Annotated in this window: 13 protein-coding genes; 9 read left to right on the top strand and 4 right to left on the bottom strand. The window is 48.2% G+C overall.

What is annotated here, in order from left to right:
• The first annotated feature begins 24 nt into the window (after window positions 1-24).
• The 3 genes from L5M40_RS05040 (at window position 25) to L5M40_RS05030 (ending at window position 1936) form a co-directional block, all read left to right on the top strand.
• Complete coding sequence (locus L5M40_RS05040; RefSeq protein WP_105250257.1) at window positions 25-420, top strand: DUF2391 family protein; 396 nt, start codon at window positions 25-27, stop codon at window positions 418-420.
• A 159-nt stretch (window positions 421-579) separates the two neighbouring features.
• The gene (locus tag L5M40_RS05035) at window positions 580-810 is read left to right on the top strand and encodes a hypothetical protein (RefSeq protein ID WP_263256333.1); all 231 of its coding nucleotides are present in this window, start codon (window positions 580-582) and stop codon (window positions 808-810) included.
• Window positions 811-1234: 424 nt separating this feature from the next.
• Complete coding sequence (locus L5M40_RS05030) at window positions 1235-1936, top strand: DUF3581 domain-containing protein (RefSeq protein ID WP_131525486.1); 702 nt, start codon at window positions 1235-1237, stop codon at window positions 1934-1936.
• 83 nt (window positions 1937-2019) lie between these two features.
• Here the strand turns inward: L5M40_RS05030 and L5M40_RS22575 are convergent, their stop codons facing one another.
• From L5M40_RS22575 to dsrO, 4 genes are all read right to left on the bottom strand, one after another.
• Window positions 2020-3324, bottom strand: coding sequence for a PAS domain-containing methyl-accepting chemotaxis protein (locus L5M40_RS22575; protein WP_317629666.1), 1305 nt, complete (start codon window positions 3322-3324; stop codon window positions 2020-2022).
• A 303-nt stretch (window positions 3325-3627) separates the two neighbouring features.
• Window positions 3628-6735 carry a tetrathionate reductase subunit A gene (locus L5M40_RS05015; RefSeq protein WP_263256332.1) on the bottom strand — a complete coding sequence of 1036 codons (3108 nt, stop codon included), beginning with the start codon at window positions 6733-6735 and terminating at the stop codon, window positions 3628-3630.
• A gap of 35 nt (window positions 6736-6770) precedes the next feature.
• Complete coding sequence (gene nrfD / locus L5M40_RS05010; protein ID WP_105250252.1) at window positions 6771-7853, bottom strand: NrfD/PsrC family molybdoenzyme membrane anchor subunit; 1083 nt, start codon at window positions 7851-7853, stop codon at window positions 6771-6773.
• A complete protein-coding gene (gene dsrO / locus L5M40_RS05005) occupies window positions 7843-8625 on the bottom strand; it encodes a sulfate reduction electron transfer complex DsrMKJOP subunit DsrO (RefSeq protein WP_263256330.1) in 783 nt (260 codons plus the stop codon). The genes nrfD and dsrO overlap by 11 nt, the downstream gene beginning before the upstream one ends.
• A gap of 281 nt (window positions 8626-8906) precedes the next feature.
• On the opposite strand from dsrO, the gene L5M40_RS05000 reads away from it, so the two are divergent.
• From L5M40_RS05000 to L5M40_RS04975, 6 genes are all read left to right on the top strand, one after another.
• Window positions 8907-10919 (top strand): sensor histidine kinase, encoded by a 2013-nt coding sequence (locus L5M40_RS05000; protein ID WP_263256328.1) that lies wholly within the window; start codon window positions 8907-8909, stop codon window positions 10917-10919.
• Window positions 10919-11530: a response regulator transcription factor gene (locus L5M40_RS04995; RefSeq protein WP_011790753.1), complete on the top strand. Its 612-nt coding sequence runs from the start codon at window positions 10919-10921 to the stop codon at window positions 11528-11530. Before L5M40_RS05000 ends, L5M40_RS04995 begins: the two co-directional genes overlap by 1 nt.
• Window positions 11531-11897: 367 nt before the next feature.
• On the top strand, window positions 11898-15572 hold the full coding sequence (locus tag L5M40_RS04990) for an ATP-binding protein (protein WP_219253255.1): 3675 nt from the start codon (window positions 11898-11900) through the stop codon (window positions 15570-15572).
• On the top strand, window positions 15572-16225 hold the full coding sequence (locus L5M40_RS04985) for a hypothetical protein (protein WP_006080105.1): 654 nt from the start codon (window positions 15572-15574) through the stop codon (window positions 16223-16225). The genes L5M40_RS04990 and L5M40_RS04985 overlap by 1 nt, the downstream gene beginning before the upstream one ends.
• Before the next feature lie 48 nt (window positions 16226-16273).
• A complete protein-coding gene (locus L5M40_RS04980; RefSeq protein ID WP_263256327.1) occupies window positions 16274-17494 on the top strand; it encodes a phosphoenolpyruvate carboxylase in 1221 nt (406 codons plus the stop codon).
• On the top strand, window positions 17482-18354 hold the full coding sequence (locus L5M40_RS04975; RefSeq protein WP_263256325.1) for a hypothetical protein: 873 nt from the start codon (window positions 17482-17484) through the stop codon (window positions 18352-18354). The genes L5M40_RS04980 and L5M40_RS04975 overlap by 13 nt, the downstream gene beginning before the upstream one ends.
• The last annotated feature ends 219 nt before the right edge of the window (window positions 18355-18573 follow it).

The following is an 18573-nucleotide window of genomic DNA, read 5'->3' as shown; positions in this document are numbered from 1 at the left end:
TTGGAAGATTAGGGAGCGATCAGTATGAAATTTAGTTTTAACACCGAAGATGCAAGCCAAGTTTGCGTAGGGGCTTTTGCCCTTGCGGTCCCCGTTGCATTTTCTGAGGAAGCGTGGCATCTCGGTGAGACTTTACCTTTATTGAATATCGGTATGCTTTTTAGTTTATCGCTGCTCTTTCTTGGGGTATTCACCTATCACAGTGTGTTCCAACAGAATATTGCTTCCCGCGTTCCTGTGTTTATTTTTCGTATCGTGGTGGCGTATTTGCTCACTGCCCTCGTGGTTTTCCTCGTGCTGCTTTGCCTCGATAAAGTGCCATTTTTTGAGGACCCACTAACCTCTATAAAACGGATCATAGTGATCACTATGCCAGCCTCTATGGGCGCTATTGTTGTGGATAGTTTTGATAAGGAATGACACTGTTTCGCTAAATCTCATGACTTTTGTCACTGGTTGATTGCGGTTGTCTTGCGCATACTTATTTCCATGTTCTGACTTTGACATTGATTAAGCGTCATAAGCAGATCTAAATGTTGAGCTTGATAACGATAACGCCAATAGATAAAGGAAATGACTATGAACACTGGTGCCCTCGCTTTACTTATCCCAATATTTGCAATTGTTGGCGGATATGTGGTCGCTATAATGAAAATTCGCAACAAACAAGGTGTGTCGACTCGTGAGCAAGTGGCAGAAACCCAAGCTTTTCAGACCGAGTTAGCCATCCTTCGTCAGCGTATCGAAGTGCTAGAGCAGTTAGCCACTGACGATGGTTTTCAGTTAAAGCGTGAATTTAAAAAGGTCTAATGATTTATTTCTTGGCTTATCGGTGGCTAGGCAATACTTACGTTTTAGATGTTATTTGTTCTGACAAGGTATTGCTCGCCAAATGAAAAATGATGTTGAGTTATTTTAAATGAGTCACGAGTGATGAAAACGGCCTTATTTAGCTAACATTTCTGCGGCATTATCGGCTGTAATATGTCGCGTCATCTCGCCATACAGGCTCTATCTTGCATACAATTCCGCCTAATATCTGCAGAATAAACCTGAAACGTCAGCAGATCCTGATACCCCTGTCATTTGTTTGGCTTTACAAATGTGGGCAGGGTGTTACTTTGTACGCCTTACGTGGGTCAAGTCATCGGGTGAGTTAAATACCTAATTTAAGGTAGACTCGTGATAATTTTGTTATCCATCCCTGTATTGAGTTATTACAAATAGAGTTTATATGTTTCTAGCGCCTTATTTTTCTAAGCAAAATCAAGCTATTTCCGTTTCAGCACAACAAGCCAGTGACTTCGCGAAGAAAATTGCGCAGGACTTTAATCCTATCCACGATGTGGGGGCAAAACGCTTTTGTGTACCGGGAGATTTACTGTTTGCCCTAGTATTGACTCAATATGGTTTGAGCCAGAGCATGAAGTTTAGCTTTGCGGGTATGGTGGGTGATAGCGTCGAACTACAATTCCCTGAACAAGTGAGCGAGAGTTTTTCGATTCGCGATAGTCGTGAAAAAACCTATCTTAATGTTAGCCGTCATGGCGATGTGAGTTGTTGCGATGCGCAGACCGAATCCTTTATTCGTCAATATGTTGCTTTCTCTGGGCATAACTTTATCGATATTCTGATCCCTTTGATGAAACAACATCAAGTGATGATCAACCCAGAACGGCCTTTAGTGATTTACGAAAGTATGTCGTTTGACTTAACCACCCTCGATTTTGTACAAGTGACCTTATCACTCGTTGGTCAAGATTTAAAAATCGACGGTAAACGTGGCGATGTGACATTGCACTTTGAATTACACAGTGGCGACACTTTAGTTGGCACAGGTATCAAAACCTTAGTGATGAGTGGATTACGTGCTTACGATGAGGTTCTTGTACAGCAAATGCGCGCCACTTATGAAGGTCGTAAAACTGATTATTGATTGACGTAAAAGCAATAGGTTGGCGTTTTGTCTTTTAGATAAAGCGCCATGCAATCCCTGATAGCGCGATTAAATGTTAGCAATTAATTGTTATTGACTGATAGCTGCGACACGATTGCTGAGACGTTTTCCGCGCCGCTACGTATTTCTCCCATCACCAATGTTACCTCCGCTAGCTGTTGTTTTCCTTCCAGTGCAATACCTTCAACTTCGTTCATCATGCTAGTTGCACTTGTGGTGAGTTGTGTATTTTTAGTGACGACGGTGGCAATCTCACTGGTTGATTTACTGGTTCTGGAAGCAAGCTGCCTTACTTCATCGGCGACAACGGCAAAACCTCGGCCTTGTTCCCCCGCTCGTGCGGCCTCAATTGCGGCATTTAATGCCAGTAAATTAGTTTGATCGGCAATCGAGCTAATGGTCGCGACTATCGCTTGAATACTTTGAGATTGTTCATTGAGTTGAGTTATCGCCAAGGTCGCTTTATGGGTTTGCTCGGCAATAGCATTAGAGGTATTTACGGTCGCATTGAGTAAATGTACACCTTGTTCTGCTTGCTCGACGGTACGTTGTGACGTGGTCAGTGCAATATTGGCGGCTTCACGTACAGCGTGGCTTTGCTCGATCCGCTTGCTGATATCGCTCGCAAATTTAATCACTTTAACCACTTTACCTTGCTCATCCATAATAGGATTGTATGCCGCTTCTAACCAAATCGAATCGCCATAAGCATTTTTACGTTCAAAGAGACCGCTGCTATATCGACCTTGCTTTAGATCGTCCCAAAAGTGTGGATTTTGTCGATAAAACTCATCAAAACAGAAAATACGATGGTGTTTACCAATAATCTGCTCTTTGCTAAAGCCCATTGTCTTTAAGAAGTTAGTATTGGCTTTCAAAATCGTGCCATCGGTAGTGAATTCAATAATGGCTTGCGAGCGATTCAAGGCATTAAAAATGGCCGCTTGGTCGTCAAGTTGGTGCTTATCTTGGGTGATATCAGAGGTTGTTTTCATTATTTTAACGACTTTACCTGCCTGTTTTATGGGGAAGTAAGTGGCTCTAAGCCAGATCTCTTGGCCATTTTTATTCACTCGTGCAAAATTGCCTTCCTGTGGATGACCTGCTTTTAGATTGCTCCAAAATTGCTGGTAGGTAGCAGAATTACCATAAGCCGCTGAGCAAAATAGTTTGTGATGTTGGCCTACGACTTCATTAAGTGAATAACCTACCGTTTTTAAAAACAACGCATTAGCATCGAGAATTATTCCATCAGGCGTAAATTCTACTGTGGCAATACTGTGCTTAATCGAGTCGATGATCGACTCCGCCTCTTGGCGTTTACTTTCGCTCACTTCTAGGCTTTTACGTAATGAAGAGTTGAACACTGAGATACTCCTGATGAGTCTAACTGACTCAAAAACTGCAGTTCTTTATTGAAAGCTCGATATTTCGAGCTAGATATACTGATAAATATAGCTGTGATTTTAATATGTGGTTTATTTCTATGAAACGCGTGATCGGGATCTATATACCTAAATTGAGTAAAAAAGATCACTATTCCTCGGTTTATTCACGAATAGGCATAGCTAGAAAACATTAATGAGGCAATTCGGCTTAATCAGATTGAATTAACGCCAAAGAAAAAGCTGCCAAAGGGCAGCTTCTTAAGTGTCATCTTTGCTCGGCGATTAGCTTAGTTTTTCAATCTTAGCTGGCAGGCCTTGTCTGGCCGAAGCGCCACTTGCCCAATCCACCAGCGGGTAGCGGCCGTGGCGACTCGGATCAAACAGATTCAAGTCGTTCATATTGATGCCGACTCGGATCAGCGGATTGGCGGCGATTTTAAGGTTGTCGATCACTACGTCCCGCGCGCCGAGTTCCTTATGGCCATAACCGTGTTCGATAGCGATGCAGTCAGGGTGCACTCCGGCAACACATTCCACTAAGGCAATAACGCTGCCGTTGGGCGTGCTGATCTTGACCGTGTCACCTGTGCTGATCCCAAGGCGACTGGCGGTCTTCTCGTTCAGTCGCACTGGATTATTAGGGTGCACTTGGCGCAAACGATCCGAGCCAATACTCATAGAGCTCATGGTGTGGGATTTGTAACTACTGATCAGCAAAGGCCATTGTGATTTATTAAACGCCTTATCGAGCGGTGTGCCATTGGCTAAGGCGGGTTGATATAAGCGTGGGCAGCCACTCATAAATTCCCCTGTGAGACTGTTACGGCGACTGCCCACTTCGGGATTCCACAGCATCATAGGTTTTGGCCAAACCTTGGTTGGATTCCCCACTTCATCCCGTGCACCGCTCATATTTTCAAAGCGGCCGCCGCGGGCAAATAAGTAGCTAACTTTTTTGACTTCATCTGGCTTGAGTCTGGTATTGAGTTCGGCTTGAATGCGACTCACACCGCTAAGATACATATCCTCAGCGTTAATATCGGCGACGGCTTTACCCAAATAGGCCACGTTGGCGGCGCCATAGAGTGAGTAATCCGCCGCGCGCGTTAACGGATGTAAGCTGCCATCGGCGGCCTTAACGGCATTTTCGCCAAAGCCGGGTAGTTGCAGTTTCATCGCCACTTGGCTTAAGAAAGACTCCATGCAGACCACATCACCACTGGCAATTTTTGTGACCCTTGGTTCGACAATCGGCCAGCGACCTGTCGTTTCTTTCGTCAGAGTACCATGCCACGAAGGGCTCCAACCCCAAGACTCATACGTTAATGTGTCGGGCACGATATAATCCGATAGCGCCGAGGTTTCGTTAATAAAGCTGTCGATACTGATAAACAGTGGTAGCACTTTGGGATCTTTCAGTTGTTCACCAATGGCTTCACCTAGGCCCGCTTGACCATAAATCGGATTGCCCATGTGGTTAATCCATGCTTTGAGTCGATAGGGATAACCGTGCACCGCCGCGGTTAAATGTTCGCCAAGCAAGGGTGATGAAATCGGAAACCAAGGCTCCTTTGCAGGATAAGGCGATTCGCCCGCTTCGACTTTACGGCGATACTCTGAGGTTTTCTCGTAGGGGAATTTAGATCGCGATAGGAATACGCCCTTAGGCTCGACCATGCCGTCAAACTCCTGCAGATTATACCTTGGGCCTTTACCAAAGGCAGGGAATGAACCGCCGGAAGCTAATGCGCCACCTTTTAAATTGATGTTACCTATCATGGCGTTGAGCATCATGATTGCCCACGCGCTATAAAAACCATTGGCGCTCATTGTGCCGCCGTGGGAGATCACCGCGGCCTTAGTGCCATGGCTGGTAAATTTATCCGCGAGGGCGATAATTTGCGCCTCGCTGATATCGCACTCCTTGGCATAGTGTGCCATCTCGAAGCTCTGCGCCGCTTCACTTAACAGTTGGAAGCTAGATTTAACCGCAATCGCCCCCTTAGGTGTGTCGACGCTTTGGTCAACGTCGAGCTTAGCTTTCTGACTTTGGCTAGCCAAAACTATCTTGCCACTCGCGGCATCGACAACCAACTGCGAGTCTTGCTCGCCGTAGGCTTTACCGTCGAAAGGTAAGCCAAGATCGCTGGCAAAGAGATATTGACCATATCTTGGATGGGTAGGTTCGCTGACGATCAAGAATCCTGCGTTACTAAAACCACGGTAACCTGATGCTTTTGCGGCATCGACATTGGGCGCACTCAAAAAATCGGCGGCGTAGCGCTGGTTATCGATAATCCAGCGCAACATGCCCATGGCGAGGGCCGAGTCGGTGGCGGGGCGGATCGGCAGCCAAGTATTGTTACCCGCGCAAGGTTGATTCGAGGTATTGGGTAGCATGGGTGACACCACCACATAACTGAAATTGCTGTTATTCACCCGCGCGTTAGCCAATTGTCTTGCTTGGCGTTTAAAGGGATTGCCCGATTGCTGCGGTGAAGTGCCGATAAAGAGTAAAAATTCACTATGGTCCCAATCGGGTTTTAAGTGGGCGTATTTTTTCAAATCATCCAATAAAGCGCCCGCTCCAGCACGGTAGGTAAATCCACAGTAAGCGCCGTGGTTGGCAAAGTTGCGCGTGCCAAAGCTGCTGAAGGTGAAGCGTTTGATAATGGCATCGCGGCCTTCATCGGAGGCGTTTGAGACCAGTAACTGGTTGGCCTTAGGGCCGTATTCTGGATTATTGGTATCGAGTGGCGTGGCGATATCTCGAATCGCTCTTAAGCCTTCGACTTGGCCCTCACCAAATAAATCACCGCCTTCGACGACTTCATTTAGCAATTGCTCAAAGCTAATGCTCTGCCATTGGCCGCTGCCGCGCTTACCCACGCGTTTAAGGCATTGGGTGACGCGATGTGGGCTATCTAATTGTTCTAGCATGGCATTACCGCGGGCGCAGGCGGTGGAACGTCCTTGCAGACCCTGTTCTTGAAAGGCGCTAAGCCCAACAAAGGCGGTTTTGATCGGCGTATCGAAATCGATATGTTCCCGCGATGACAACGGATGATAAGGATTACCGCTGATACGGATGATTTTATCGGTTTTTTGATCGATACGAGCGCGCACGCCGCATTTGGTCCAGCAACCTAAGCACATAGTATTGGCGATGCGTTGATCGTCATTGCTGATTAACTGGCCTGACTGTAAATCGACTTTGTATTCAGGTGCTAAGGAATTGCCATGCAGCGGATCTTGGGTTGGTTTTCCTGAGGTACCATTGACGACACCTTTACCTATTTGCGCTAATGTATGGCTATAACCCGCGGCAAATAATCCCACACCACCCGTTACAGCGGCCCCTTTGATAAAACGACGTTTACTCTTATCCATGATGGACTCCTTAATTCTGTAAACTAATTGGGTGCTCAGCGAGCAAGTTTTGCCGCAGGCGTGTGGCGAATAAGTTCGGAGACCAGCGCCATTAATGCTAACCAAAGGCCGAAGGTCCCAGCTATGCCTAATAGCCCTTCGGGTCCCCAAGGCAGTTGATAGAGATAAGTCCCCGCGCCGTATTTAGGATCGGTTTGCGCTTGAATTAGCACTATCCAGCGAAACCCCCACGCAAGGTGAATGGCCGTGAGGCTGACGACTAGCATTGCCACATTGGGTAAGTGACGAATGGCGAGCATCAGTGCCAGCACGGCGAGTGTGACCAGTACCCAAATTGCAGCAAGTTGCCAGCTTGGGCTGGTTTCAAGCAATAATGCGGCTTCGGGGGCCGAGCCCTTATCGAATAACGCCCAGCCGATAAGGCATAGGGCGAATAGACCAAAACTCGCTCTTACCCAGAGTAATAGGCTGTCTTGGGTGCGCTGTTGGTAGCCCTTTAATAGTCGATTCAGTACCACCAAAGTGCCGCAGGCGGCGAGCAGGGCACTCATTGCCATCAAAGGTGGCAGCCAATAGGTATGCCACAGTGGCCGCGCCTTAATGGCCATGGTTTCCATGCCAGTGTAGAGGGCGATACTGCAGGCACTCAGGGCCGTGATCAGGGCGATCGGCTTGATGAATTTGTCACTGTTCCAATCACCGAATCTCAGTAATTGGCCTATTTTATTCACCCAATCTGAGTCTTGATTCGTGGTGCGCTTAGGCAGATATTGACGCAGTAGCAGCCAAGCAAACACTGCGCTGGTGCCCGAGAATACGGGCAGTAAAAAGGCGCCATACCACATCCAAGAATCAGGGCGAACTTGCGCATAAAAATGCCAAGCCCGCAGCGGTTGGTGTAAATCGGCGAGTAAGGCGATAGGGGCGACTATGCCTGCGGTTAACATTAAACAGGCGCAGAGCTTCAGCAATCTGTCATCGGGTTTGGGTTGGCTAAACAAATGTATTGTCGCTACCCATACGCTGGCGTAGGCGAGCCCCATCATAAAAAAGTATTGTACTGCCCAAGGTAGCCAAGTAATGGCGATATCTGGGGTAAAGATTTCTTTAATGACCATGGTGGATCTCCTCGCCAGTATCGGTAAGTAAGGTTCTAACGGGGGCTTGGCCGCTAATCTTGTCCTCAAAAGCGCTGCTCATGCCGATGTAGAACACCCGTGGCGCAGTGTTGGCCGTCGGTTTGAGCACCTTGATGTCGGTTTTGTTGGCGGCAAGCAGTTGGCTTATCTGGCTGTTGGGATTATTCAGATCGCCAATCACACGGGCTTCTCCTACGCAGGTTTCGACACAGGCAGGCAGTAATCCTGCATCTAACCTGTGGGCGCAGAAGGTACATTTGTCGGCGGTATTGGTGTCGTGGTTGATAAAGCGCGCATCATAGGGGCAGGCTTGCACGCAATAGCCACAACCAACACACCATTCATTGTTGACGACCACTATGCCGTCTTTGCGCTGGAAGGTAGCGCCCGTAGGACAAACGGGGATGCAGGGCGGGTTTTCGCAGTGATTACAAAGTCTTGGCAGCATTAAAAACGCAGGCGGAGTGGTATTTTCCTGCTGCGAGACTTCATACTGCTGCACTGTGGTGCGAAATTGCCCGATGGGCGGTTGATTCTCGATAGTGCAAGCGACGGTACAGGCTTGGCAGCCCACGCAGCGGCGCAAGTCAATTACCATACCGTAACGTTTACCCACTTGCCCTTCGCTGGCACTGTGGATTTGAGGGCTGCGCTTATCATCCTGTGCATACACTTGCACGACAGGGATGAGTGCGGCGCCAACACTGACGCTGGCCATTTTGCCGAGAAACTGACGTTTACTCTTGTCCATACAGATTTCCTTCACTACTTGCAGATGGCGAATAAACTGGCTCATAGACCTAGAGTTAAGGTTTATGGCGAGGTTTACAGGCATTCTGTAAAAGGGGAGGCGGCATAACTATAGTGGTTTTCCACATATCGGGTGTGGACTTGATCTAGCGCAACAAATATCCGTTAGAATAGCCTTCAAAATGCTAGGGTTTTATTTTTTGTTACTTGAGTTTGGCCTTTTCTTAGCTTGAGTTGGACTTGATTTTAGTGTGAGTGACTGGGGATAAAGGATTGCACTTCATGTTATTGAGGATGATGAAAACTGTGTTTCGCTTCGCTGTATCGGTCAAGTGGCCGTTATCGATTCTGAGCACTCCACATTCCGTGGCAATACCGAGAAAAAAGCCAAGGAACGCAGTGTTATTCCTATGCTTGCTGGCTTCGGCTGAGGTGTTTGCTGCGGAGCCACTGAATCAAAGTGTGCATTCGGGATTAACTGGCCCTGAGGTTGTTGCTCAAGTTGCTATCGAAGAGCCCAGTTATCAAGTAGTCGATGTTGGCGTGTTAGCCATCCGCGGTTATAAGGCAACCATCAACCGCTGGCAACCTTTGATGGGGTGGCTCGAAACCCAAATTCCCAACAGTTACTTTAGGTTACACCCTCTTACCCTCGATGAGCTAGCTAAGGGCGTTGAAACCCAAGGGCTCGATTTTGTGATCACCAACCCAGGGCAATCCGTGTTGCTGGCGCGGCAATATTCCCTCACTTGGTTGGCGACCCTGCGCAGTCCGTTAAATAATGGCGCGGCAATGCAAGTGGGCTCGGCGCTGGTGGTGCGCGCCGATTCACCCTATCACACCTTAAGTGATCTTAAGGGACGTCGACTCGGGATCGTATCGAAAAATGCCTTTGGTGGTTACTTGACCTTAGTGTACGAAGCGCAGCTAAAGGGTATAGATTTACCTCGTTTTGTGGGTGAGATTATTCCGCTGGGGTTCCCGCTAGATAATTTGTTGTATCAGTTAGATAACAAAAAAACTTCCACAGAGCGACATCAACAGTTAGATGCTGCGGTCGTGCCTGTGTGTCAGCTTGAGCAGATGCAAACGGAAGGTCTTATTAATATCGCCCATTATCGAGTGCTCGAGAATCAAGCGCCGGTGGGATTTAATTGCCAAGTCTCGACTCACCTTTATCCCAACTGGTCTATGGCAAAGACCAATCGCGCCTCCCAGTCTTTGGCTAAAAGTGTGACTCAAGCTTTGCTGGCGCTGCCCGAAGATCATCTCGCCGCTAAGTCTGCTGATTCGGCGGGCTGGACCACGGCCGTGAGTCAGCTTGCGATCGATCAACTGCTTAAAGATCTCGATATGCATCCTTTGCAGACACCATGGTGGCAAAGGGCGTGGCAGTGGATCAAGTTACATCAACAATGGGCTTGGCTTGTTTTAGGGATTTTGGTTTTACTCAATGTGTATCATTTTTGGCTTGAATACCGCTTTAGTCGCCGCGGCCGTGAGTTGATTAACACTCAGCGCCAGCTCAATGAAAACCGCGCGTTACTGGAACATGCCCAGCGTATTGCTATCGCGGGCGAGCTTGGCGCGAGTCTCTCCCATGAACTCAATCAACCTTTAGCGGCGATTGGCCATTATTGTCATGGCGCCGAAGTGCGATTACAGCGGGGGACGAGCCCTGAGGAGTTACAATCTGTATTGGCGCTGATCCAGCAGGAAGTCACGCGCGCCGACAATATTATCAGTCGCTTACGTAATTTATTGAAGAAGCGACCTGTGTCGAAACAACCTTTGTATCTGCATGAGTTGGTCAATGATACTGTGCCACTGCTTGCCTATGAGTTTGAACAACATCAGATAAACCTTGCCGTCAATGTAAATGGTGAACCCTATTTACAGTCCCTCGATGAAGTTGGCATGCAGCAGTTGTTGCTTAACTTGCTGAAAAACGCCTTTGACGCCTGCGTTCAGCGGTTAGAGCTTGAATCCAGTGGCACCGAACAGAGCATCACGCAAAAGCCATACACACCCACGATCGATATCGATCTCCGCTATCAAGAATGCACGCTCTTGCTGACAGTCACAGATAATGGCACAGGGTTAACCGAAGAGACCAGTCTGCTGATGCAAGCATTTTATTCCACTAAATCAGAGGGGTTAGGTTTAGGCTTAGTGATTTGCCGTGATATTGCCGAGAGCCATGGTGGTACGTTTAGCCTAGAAAGCGCTATGGGTGGCGGTTGCCAAGCGCAGGTGGCTATACCGCGTAAACCTGAACCCAATGGAGCACAATAATGAGTCTTGCCTTACCTGTGTATTTAATCGATGACGATGACTCAGTGCGTCGTTCTTTGCGTTTTATGCTTGAAAGTTATGGCCTTAAGATCACCGACTTTGATAGCGCCGAAGCCTTTTTTACCGCCGTAGACTTAACACTACCGGGTTGTGCGCTGGTCGATGTGCGTATGCCGGGTTTGAGTGGTCAGCAGTTGCATCTTGAATTAGTGGCAAAAAATAGTCCGCTAGCGGTGATTTATCTCACGGGTCATGGCGATGTGCCAATGGCGGTAGATGCGCTTAAATTAGGTGCGGTGGATTTTTTCCAAAAGCCCGCCGATGGCGCTAAGTTAGCCGAGGCGGTCGTCAAAGCGCTGGAACATACCAAGGCGCATCATCAAGACAATCAGTATCTTGAGACTTATCAAGCGCTCACGCCAAGGGAGCGGGAAATACTCAACCTGATTGCCCAAGGACTGAAGAACCAAGAGATCGCCGATAGTCTCTGTATTGCCATGCGCACGGTCGAGATCCACCGTGCCAATTTGATGAAAGGCATGCAAGTGGGATCGCTGGCGGAAATGATGCTGATCTACAGTCGGATTGCCGAACGCCTGCGTCTCGAATAAATCCGCTGGAATTTACCTTTTATCGCGCTAATTGCCGCTTTGTTAGCCGCCTATTTTGGCTAAGTTGTCGTATCATTGGCCGTTTGATTTGAGCCTAGCTATAGGGTTATGTTTTTGTTGAGCAATGGGCTGAGATGTGAGCCAAGGCATTAGTGCATCGCCGCTTAATTGCCAATACACTGTGATTGCCTTATTTTAGGGGCACTATTTTTAGGCCACGATTTTTAACATCACTTTTAGTCACTTTTTTAAAGTGTTTATTTACAGTGACGATTTTAACGTCAGTGGCCCTCTTGGATTGTTTTCTCTTATTGTGTAGAAGCTTCTGCAGCTTAGATAAGACTCTCCTGTTTGCATAAGGAATGAAATGGCAAGCTTGATTCGTATTGTGCTGATTGATACGCACCTTCCGGGCGTGGTGGAACTCGCCCTCAATGGTCATACCAACATTTGTGGTACTAACGCCTCGGGTAAAACGACATTACAACGTCTAGTCCCTGTTTTTTATGGTGAATACCCAAGCCGCGTGGTGCCTTCGACCCGCGACAGTTTCGAGCGTTGGTATTTGCCACACGATTCAAGCTACATCATTTACGAATATCAAAAGGCCGATGGCTTACTGTATCAAGCCGTGTTGGCCTCGGCGGGCGATGGTAAGGGCGTTAACTATCGCTTTATCGCCAAAGGTTTTGAGCTAAGCGATTATATTAAATCGCAAAATGGCGACACTATTCTGTGCCACACCATGGCGGAATTAGGCCGTGATTTAAAACGTGCCGGCATCGCCACCACTAATTTGCTTAATACCCGTGAATATCGCGCCATTATCCAAAACGATCGCACCCTATTAAGCACGGGCAGTAACCGCAGCGAACTACGCGGTTATGCACGCCAATTTGCCCTGTGTGAGGGCGAGCATTCCCTACGGCACATCGAAAAACTCGCTAAAGCGGTGCACTCCAAAGAAGGCAAGATGGAGACGGTCAAATCCATGATCGCCGCCATTTTAGAGGAGGACGGGGTTAATCCGCCCAGCTCACGCTTAAACCCGCAGCGCGTTGAGGCGTGGATCCGTGAGAGCCAACTTATCCAAGGCTTTGAAGTTATTCGTCCTGAGTTTGAAAAACTCGAACAAGAATTTAACCAACTACTTAGCGCCGAACTGCGTTTATCGAGTTTATCCCGTGGTTATCGCAACGATGAAACCTTAGAAGCCGATCGTCAAGATATTCAGCAAACCTTATCTAAAGAACTGAATTTAAAGCTAAGATTGCTCGATGATGAATGGAAAGAGCAGCGCGATGAGCTCAATCTCGATTTATCGGCAGCTAAGGGCGATGTGGCAAAGTGCGAGTATGAGCTCGATGCCATTGAAGATCAGCATGCTGCCTTTTTAGATGCGAACATAGAGCAAGCCAAGGCCGATCTTGAGATGCTGCCGAACTGGCGCACCGATGTTGAAAACCTAAGTGAACGCCATAAGCTGCAAACCGAGAAGCACCAAGACATTGAGGCGGCCTACAATGCTCGTCGCAGTAAGATTGGCGAGCAGTTAAACCGCGAGCTTGAAGGCCTGCATGCCGACCAAGACAAGCAGCGTGAAGCCCGCGATAAACAACGTGAAGTGGCGCGCACCGATATTGACGCCCTAGAGCTGCAATGGCGCAACCAAATGGATGCGGGCAAGGCTAGCTTTAGCGAGCAGGAATACCAATTCAAACTCACTGCCGCCGAGCTTAAATTGCGTGTCGATGGCGTGACTTACACCGAAGAAGAAAAGCTAAGCCTAGCGATTTTCGACGAGCGTATTCACCGCGCCGACGAAGAACAAGAAAGCTGCAATGCCAAGGTTGAACGCTTAAGCAGTGATGAGCGCAAGCTCAGAGCCAAACGTGACCAAGCCAACGAAGCCTTGCGTATCGCCACCTTAAGGGTGAATGAGCGTCAAACTGCGCTGGATGAACTGCACCACATGCTGTTCCCGCAATCACACACCCTATTGGAGTTTCTGCGTAAAGAATCCCAAGGCTGGGAGCAAAGTTTAGGGAAAGTGATCGCGCCTGAACTACTGCATCGCACTGATTTACATCCAAGCTTAGTGACTGAATCGAGCGAAGCTTTCTTTGGCGTGCATTTAGATCTTAAAGCGATCGATGTGCCTGAATATGCCGCCTCCGAACAAGAGCTGCGTATTCGGTTAAGCAAAGCCGAAGAAGCCCACACTAGTGCCCAAGAAATGCAGGCCGAGGCCGAATCTCAGCTGGTGGCCATTAATGGCGAGTTGGATAATCTCAGCCGTGAACTGACTTTTGCCCGCACGGCGTACAAAAATAGCCGTGACGATCTGCGTCGCCTATTTGATGAAAAGCGCAGCGAGCAAGAGAAAATCAACAAAGCATTGAGCGAGCGCAAAGCCCATGCGGGACAAAGACTGACTCAACTCGATGGTGAGCTAAAACAACTTAAACATCAGCACGAACTCTGGCTCGAAGATCAAAAAGAGCAAGCGCTTGAAGCGCGCATGGAAAAGAATGCCTATTGGCAGGAAGTTATCGGCGCGCTCGACAATCAACTCGGCCAAATTAAAGCGACCATTGAAGGGCGCCGCGAAAGTGCCAAAATTGAGCAGAAAGCCTGCGAGACTTGGTACAAAAACGAGCTTAAATCCCGCGGTGTGGATGAGGATAATATCCTCAAACTCAAGCAACAAATTCGCGAGTTAGAAACTAAAATTAGCCGCGCCGAACAGCGTCGCAGCGACGTACTGCGCTTCGACGATTGGTATCAGCACACTTGGCTTGCGCGCAAACCTAAACTGCAAACTCAGCTTAGCGATGTGAAGCGCGCGGTATCGGAAATCGATCAACAGCTTAAGGCGAAAACTCAGGATGTTAAGGCTCGCCGTCAACAACTCGAAACCGAGCGTAAAGCGTCCGATGCGGCGCAGGTTGAAGCTTCTGAAAACTTAACTAAGTTACGTGCCGTAATGCGTAAACTCGCCGAGCTTAAGTTACCGACCAATAACGAAGAAGCCCAAGGCAGCCTAGGCGAGCGTCTGCGGCAAGGTGAGGATTTGCTGCTAAAACGCGATTACCTGATGGGTTCGGTGAAGCAATATGTAGAGCATTTCGACTCAGTGATCGCCAGCAAGTCAGGTTCTGGCCTTGCGGAAACCTGGGAGCGTGCCCGCGAAGAATCGAGCTTTATCAACGACAAAGGCATTCGTCTGCTGGATTACCGTAAGTTAGTGCCACAGCTTGAGCAATTGCTGAACGTGATCGTGCCGCAATCGATTACTGCGCTGCGTGAGCAGGGGCGGATTTTCGGCGTCGACTTAACCGCTTTCTACGATGTGTTAGCCGATATCGACCGCCGCATTGCCTCCCAAAGTGCGCGTATTACCCGCGAAGTGGGCGAAGAGTTATTCCTCGATGGCGTGTCTGAATCGGCTGTACGTATTCGTTCGCGCATCAGTGAGTTAGAGTTCTGGCCTGAGCTTGAACAGTTCGTCAAAGCCTTTAAACATTGGAAAGCCGATGGCTTTAATGGCTTGCCCGATGAGGATTACACCAACAGCATGCGCCGCGCCTTAGACATTATCGGCCGTGCCGCGTTAACGGGGGGCATCTCCAAGTTGCTGGAAATCGAGCTGCGCCTTAAAGAAGGTAACAGCGACTTAATCATCCGCACCGATAGACAGCTTAACGAATCCTCAAGCCATGGTATGGCGTATCTGATTTTGTGTAAGTTCTTGTTGGCATTCACGCGCTTGCTGCGTGGCCGCGCCGATGTGACCATTCACTGGCCAATTGATGAGTTGGGCACTTTGCACCATACCAACGTGAAGAAGATTTTCGATGCCTGCGAAAATAACAATATTTGTGTGCTGGGCGCCTTCCCGAACCCTGAGTCTGAGGTGCTGAACTTGTTCGCCAACCGTTACATTATCAACAAACAAACTAAGAAGTTGCAGGTGGTAAAACCTAAGGTCAACCCAATTGCAGACATGTTGAATAAGCGTTTGTCGAAGGAGGCCATCTAATGAGTGATGCAACCCAAACCGTATTAGTTGGCACTGGCGCTTTGATTGAGCTGTTACTCAAGGGCGAGTTTATTTGTCGCACCACCAATGAAGAAGGCTGGCGCGCCCTTAAAAATAGCAGCACCCGCGAGCGGGTTGAAGCCTACTTAAACCAGATCAACCGTACCGTGGCGTCTGCCGCCGAAGGTGATGTGTTCTTCTGCGGTTATTTGCAGCTCGGCGATAGCGAACGTAAAGTGATTTCATCGCAGTTTAAAGATATCTGTCAGGCATTGATCCCGTTGGTGGAATGGTTGGTATTAGTGCAGGAGGCCAGTGGCCAAGATGCGCCGCTGAGCGAAGGTGCGCCCGTGCGTTTGACCGAGCTGCAAAGCCGTATCGAAGACACGCCTGCGTTCCGTGAGCAGTTAGCCAAACTCAGCCAATATCGTCTATTTGGCTCGACTAGTACCAACAGCGATGCGCAAATCAAATTAGTCTTCAAACGCTTAGTCGAACTCGGCTATTTAGTGCGCCCCAATGCGGAGAAGCAAATCTATATCGCCACGGGCAAGCTGGATTATTTGTATGAAGTCATTCGGTTTATCGACGAAACTGAAGGTTTAAGCCTAGAAGCGCAGGCGGAAACGGCGACCCAGCGGGACTTAATCTAATGTTGGCACGATTAAACCTAGGTAAAAGCTGCGACCAAGGAGGCCGTGATGAGCAGTAACTTACATCAGGCGGGGGTTAAGCTGCTCAAGCAGTTAGGTCGCCATGCTGACATCATTATGGACACCTATTTGGCGGGCTCTCTTAACGAGGATGCGCACGATCCAAGCGTGGTTGAAAAGCTTAAACAGGCAGGGATTTTATGGCGGCCAGAGCCAGATCAGGAACTGCGGCTTAAGCGTTCTGTGCGTGCCTTACTCGAAGAAGGTTTAAGTGATGAGCGCAATCGCCAAATCGACTCTAATGTCGGTTCGGCCTTAGCGACCATTAAAACCTTGGCCGACCATTATAAAGAGGCGCGTCATAGCTCAGATTACAGCGCCGCCGAGGCCTATTTATCAGATTTAAGCGAACATGTTTATAGTTTCGCCGACAGTCTGCGTTATTCGATCCGTGTGCTCTGGGGTCGGATCAACAACGAGTTCGGTTATGTTGGTACGATCAACGCTAAGATCCGCGAAAACGAATTAGCCCAAAGCCAAGTGTCTGAATTACTTAATGGCTTAGAGATGTTCCAGTTTAGTGAGCTAGGCGAAATCGCTGGCGATATCCGTGAACTGCGCAAGCTCTTAGTGACGACTTTGCAGGAAACCATGAGCGACTGCGCCCAGGAACTGAGCGTAGTGCAGGGGCGTTTACTCGAACTCTTAGGACGCTTCAGACAAATCCGTGGGCGTACCCGTTTGCTCAAGGGCTGGTTGCTCTACACTGATTTGCATCCGGATTATCGGCCTGCGGACCATGTGTCCCACAAGGAAATCCCGAGTCTATTCAATCGCGCTGAAATCTTGCTCGCCCCTGCATCGGTAGATGTGCACAACGCCAGCCAAGAATTGGAGTTGATGGGGATAGTCGCGCATATCAAGGCCATCAGCCGACATCCTGTGATTGCGGCGGTGCGTGAGCGAGATGCATCCGTTTCTATCACCCAAAGCGAAGACTTTGATGTACCGGATAATCCACTCAAACAAGCGGTGGATGAGTATTTTGTCGATGTGATTGAGTCTGGCCTGCGCCAATCGGCGCTGGAATATCTGGCGGATAAAGCTTTGCCTTGGGACGCTGAAAGCTGGATTTATCAAGTGATTGGTGGCTACGAAGGTCTGCCCGATGAACACAAAGCGTATTTTGAGCTTGAGCCATTGGGTGAACCGCATCCCATCTATAGCGGTAACTTTATTATTCGCGATGTGGAATTATGGCTCGCCTAGGCCAGCAACAATTACAACTGTTGGAGAACGCTTTTATTAAGCGTTCTCCCAAGGTTAAGCTCACGGCTAACTGGCGTGCGATTCATCGCGAGTTAGAAGTGGGTGAGTTAGACGGATCCGAAAAGTATCTGTGTTTTGCGCCCAAAGATTTTGAACTGCTAAGGCAAAGCGTGTTGGCGTTAATGGGGCTTGATTTAAGGCAGCTTGATTTCAATGTCGATCGCATGGCGATGTCCGCCAAAAGTCACGATGAAAAGCTCGCTAAGATACGCCCTGAAGCCGAATACGTTTTGATGAAGTATCTAGGTTTCGGATCTTCACCAACTGGGATTTCAACTCGCACATCACTGCGTATTCCATTGGATGAAGCACAAAAGTATTGCCATGAACTCAATGTCGCAGCCATCCTAGTGGTTGAAAACTTAGATGTATTTGATGTTATCCATCAAGCGCGTTTACCTGAGAATTTAACCCATGTGATGGTTATCTACCGTGGTAGCGGTCATCATTCCCCGATTGGCGTGCGGCATTTTTTGCAAGCGATGGCAGATAAATTGCCGATCATTGCCTTTACCGACTTAGATCCCGCAGGGTTACAAATCGCCCATACCTTAACGGGCGTGACTCATTGGCTTGTGCCACAACTTGCGCTGACAGCACCTGCTGAGTTATTGGCAATAGTACAAATTAATTCTACTGATGATTTCGACAAGCAAGCGAAACAGGCTAAGTATTTGCAAAATGCCGAGTTAAAGCATTGGCAAAAATTAGCCGTTTGGTTAAATCAACACCAGATTAGTATCAAACAGCAACACCTGCTGGCTCGCGGACTTGAACTAGTGTTAGTGCCATATATTTAGCTGTCATCCATTTCATCTCTCTGCTTTACTGTAATTAACTGGTTTTAAATCCTGTTATAAATTTAAATTCAGTTATTAAGTCTGAGATTTATCTGGCTATTGTTTCTTATGTGTTTAATTTGATTTTATTTTGTGTTTATTTTGTTTGTTTATACTGGTTTAAATATATTTTGTTAGTGCTTAAATATTGTGCTGATGAATTTTTTATGATTTAAAATC

This window comes from Shewanella sp. SM68 (assembly GCF_025653925.1).
In the GTDB taxonomy this organism is placed as follows: domain Bacteria; phylum Pseudomonadota; class Gammaproteobacteria; order Enterobacterales; family Shewanellaceae; genus Shewanella; species Shewanella oncorhynchi.
The sequence above is the reverse complement of the archived record's forward strand: the minus strand, read 5'-3'. Positions and strand labels throughout refer to the sequence as shown.

Excerpts from the sequence above, each read along its gene's own strand:
- L5M40_RS05040 (WP_105250257.1), top strand. The coding sequence starts at position 25 with ATGAAATTTAGTTTTAACACCGAAGATGCAAGCCAAGTTTGCGTAGGG.
- L5M40_RS05035 (WP_263256333.1), top strand. The coding sequence starts at position 580 with ATGAACACTGGTGCCCTCGCTTTACTTATCCCAATATTTGCAATTGTT.
- L5M40_RS05030 (WP_131525486.1), top strand. The coding sequence starts at position 1,235 with ATGTTTCTAGCGCCTTATTTTTCTAAGCAAAATCAAGCTATTTCCGTT.
- L5M40_RS05015 (WP_263256332.1), bottom strand. The coding sequence starts at position 6,735 with ATGGATAAGAGTAAACGTCGTTTTATCAAAGGGGCCGCTGTAACGGGT.
- nrfD (WP_105250252.1), bottom strand. The coding sequence starts at position 7,853 with ATGGTCATTAAAGAAATCTTTACCCCAGATATCGCCATTACTTGGCTA.
- dsrO (WP_263256330.1), bottom strand. The coding sequence starts at position 8,625 with ATGGACAAGAGTAAACGTCAGTTTCTCGGCAAAATGGCCAGCGTCAGT.
- L5M40_RS05000 (WP_263256328.1), top strand. The coding sequence starts at position 8,907 with ATGTTATTGAGGATGATGAAAACTGTGTTTCGCTTCGCTGTATCGGTC.
- L5M40_RS04995 (WP_011790753.1), top strand. The coding sequence starts at position 10,919 with ATGAGTCTTGCCTTACCTGTGTATTTAATCGATGACGATGACTCAGTG.
- L5M40_RS04990 (WP_219253255.1), top strand. The coding sequence starts at position 11,898 with ATGGCAAGCTTGATTCGTATTGTGCTGATTGATACGCACCTTCCGGGC.
- L5M40_RS04985 (WP_006080105.1), top strand. The coding sequence starts at position 15,572 with ATGAGTGATGCAACCCAAACCGTATTAGTTGGCACTGGCGCTTTGATT.
- L5M40_RS04980 (WP_263256327.1), top strand. The coding sequence starts at position 16,274 with ATGAGCAGTAACTTACATCAGGCGGGGGTTAAGCTGCTCAAGCAGTTA.
- L5M40_RS04975 (WP_263256325.1), top strand. The coding sequence starts at position 17,482 with ATGGCTCGCCTAGGCCAGCAACAATTACAACTGTTGGAGAACGCTTTT.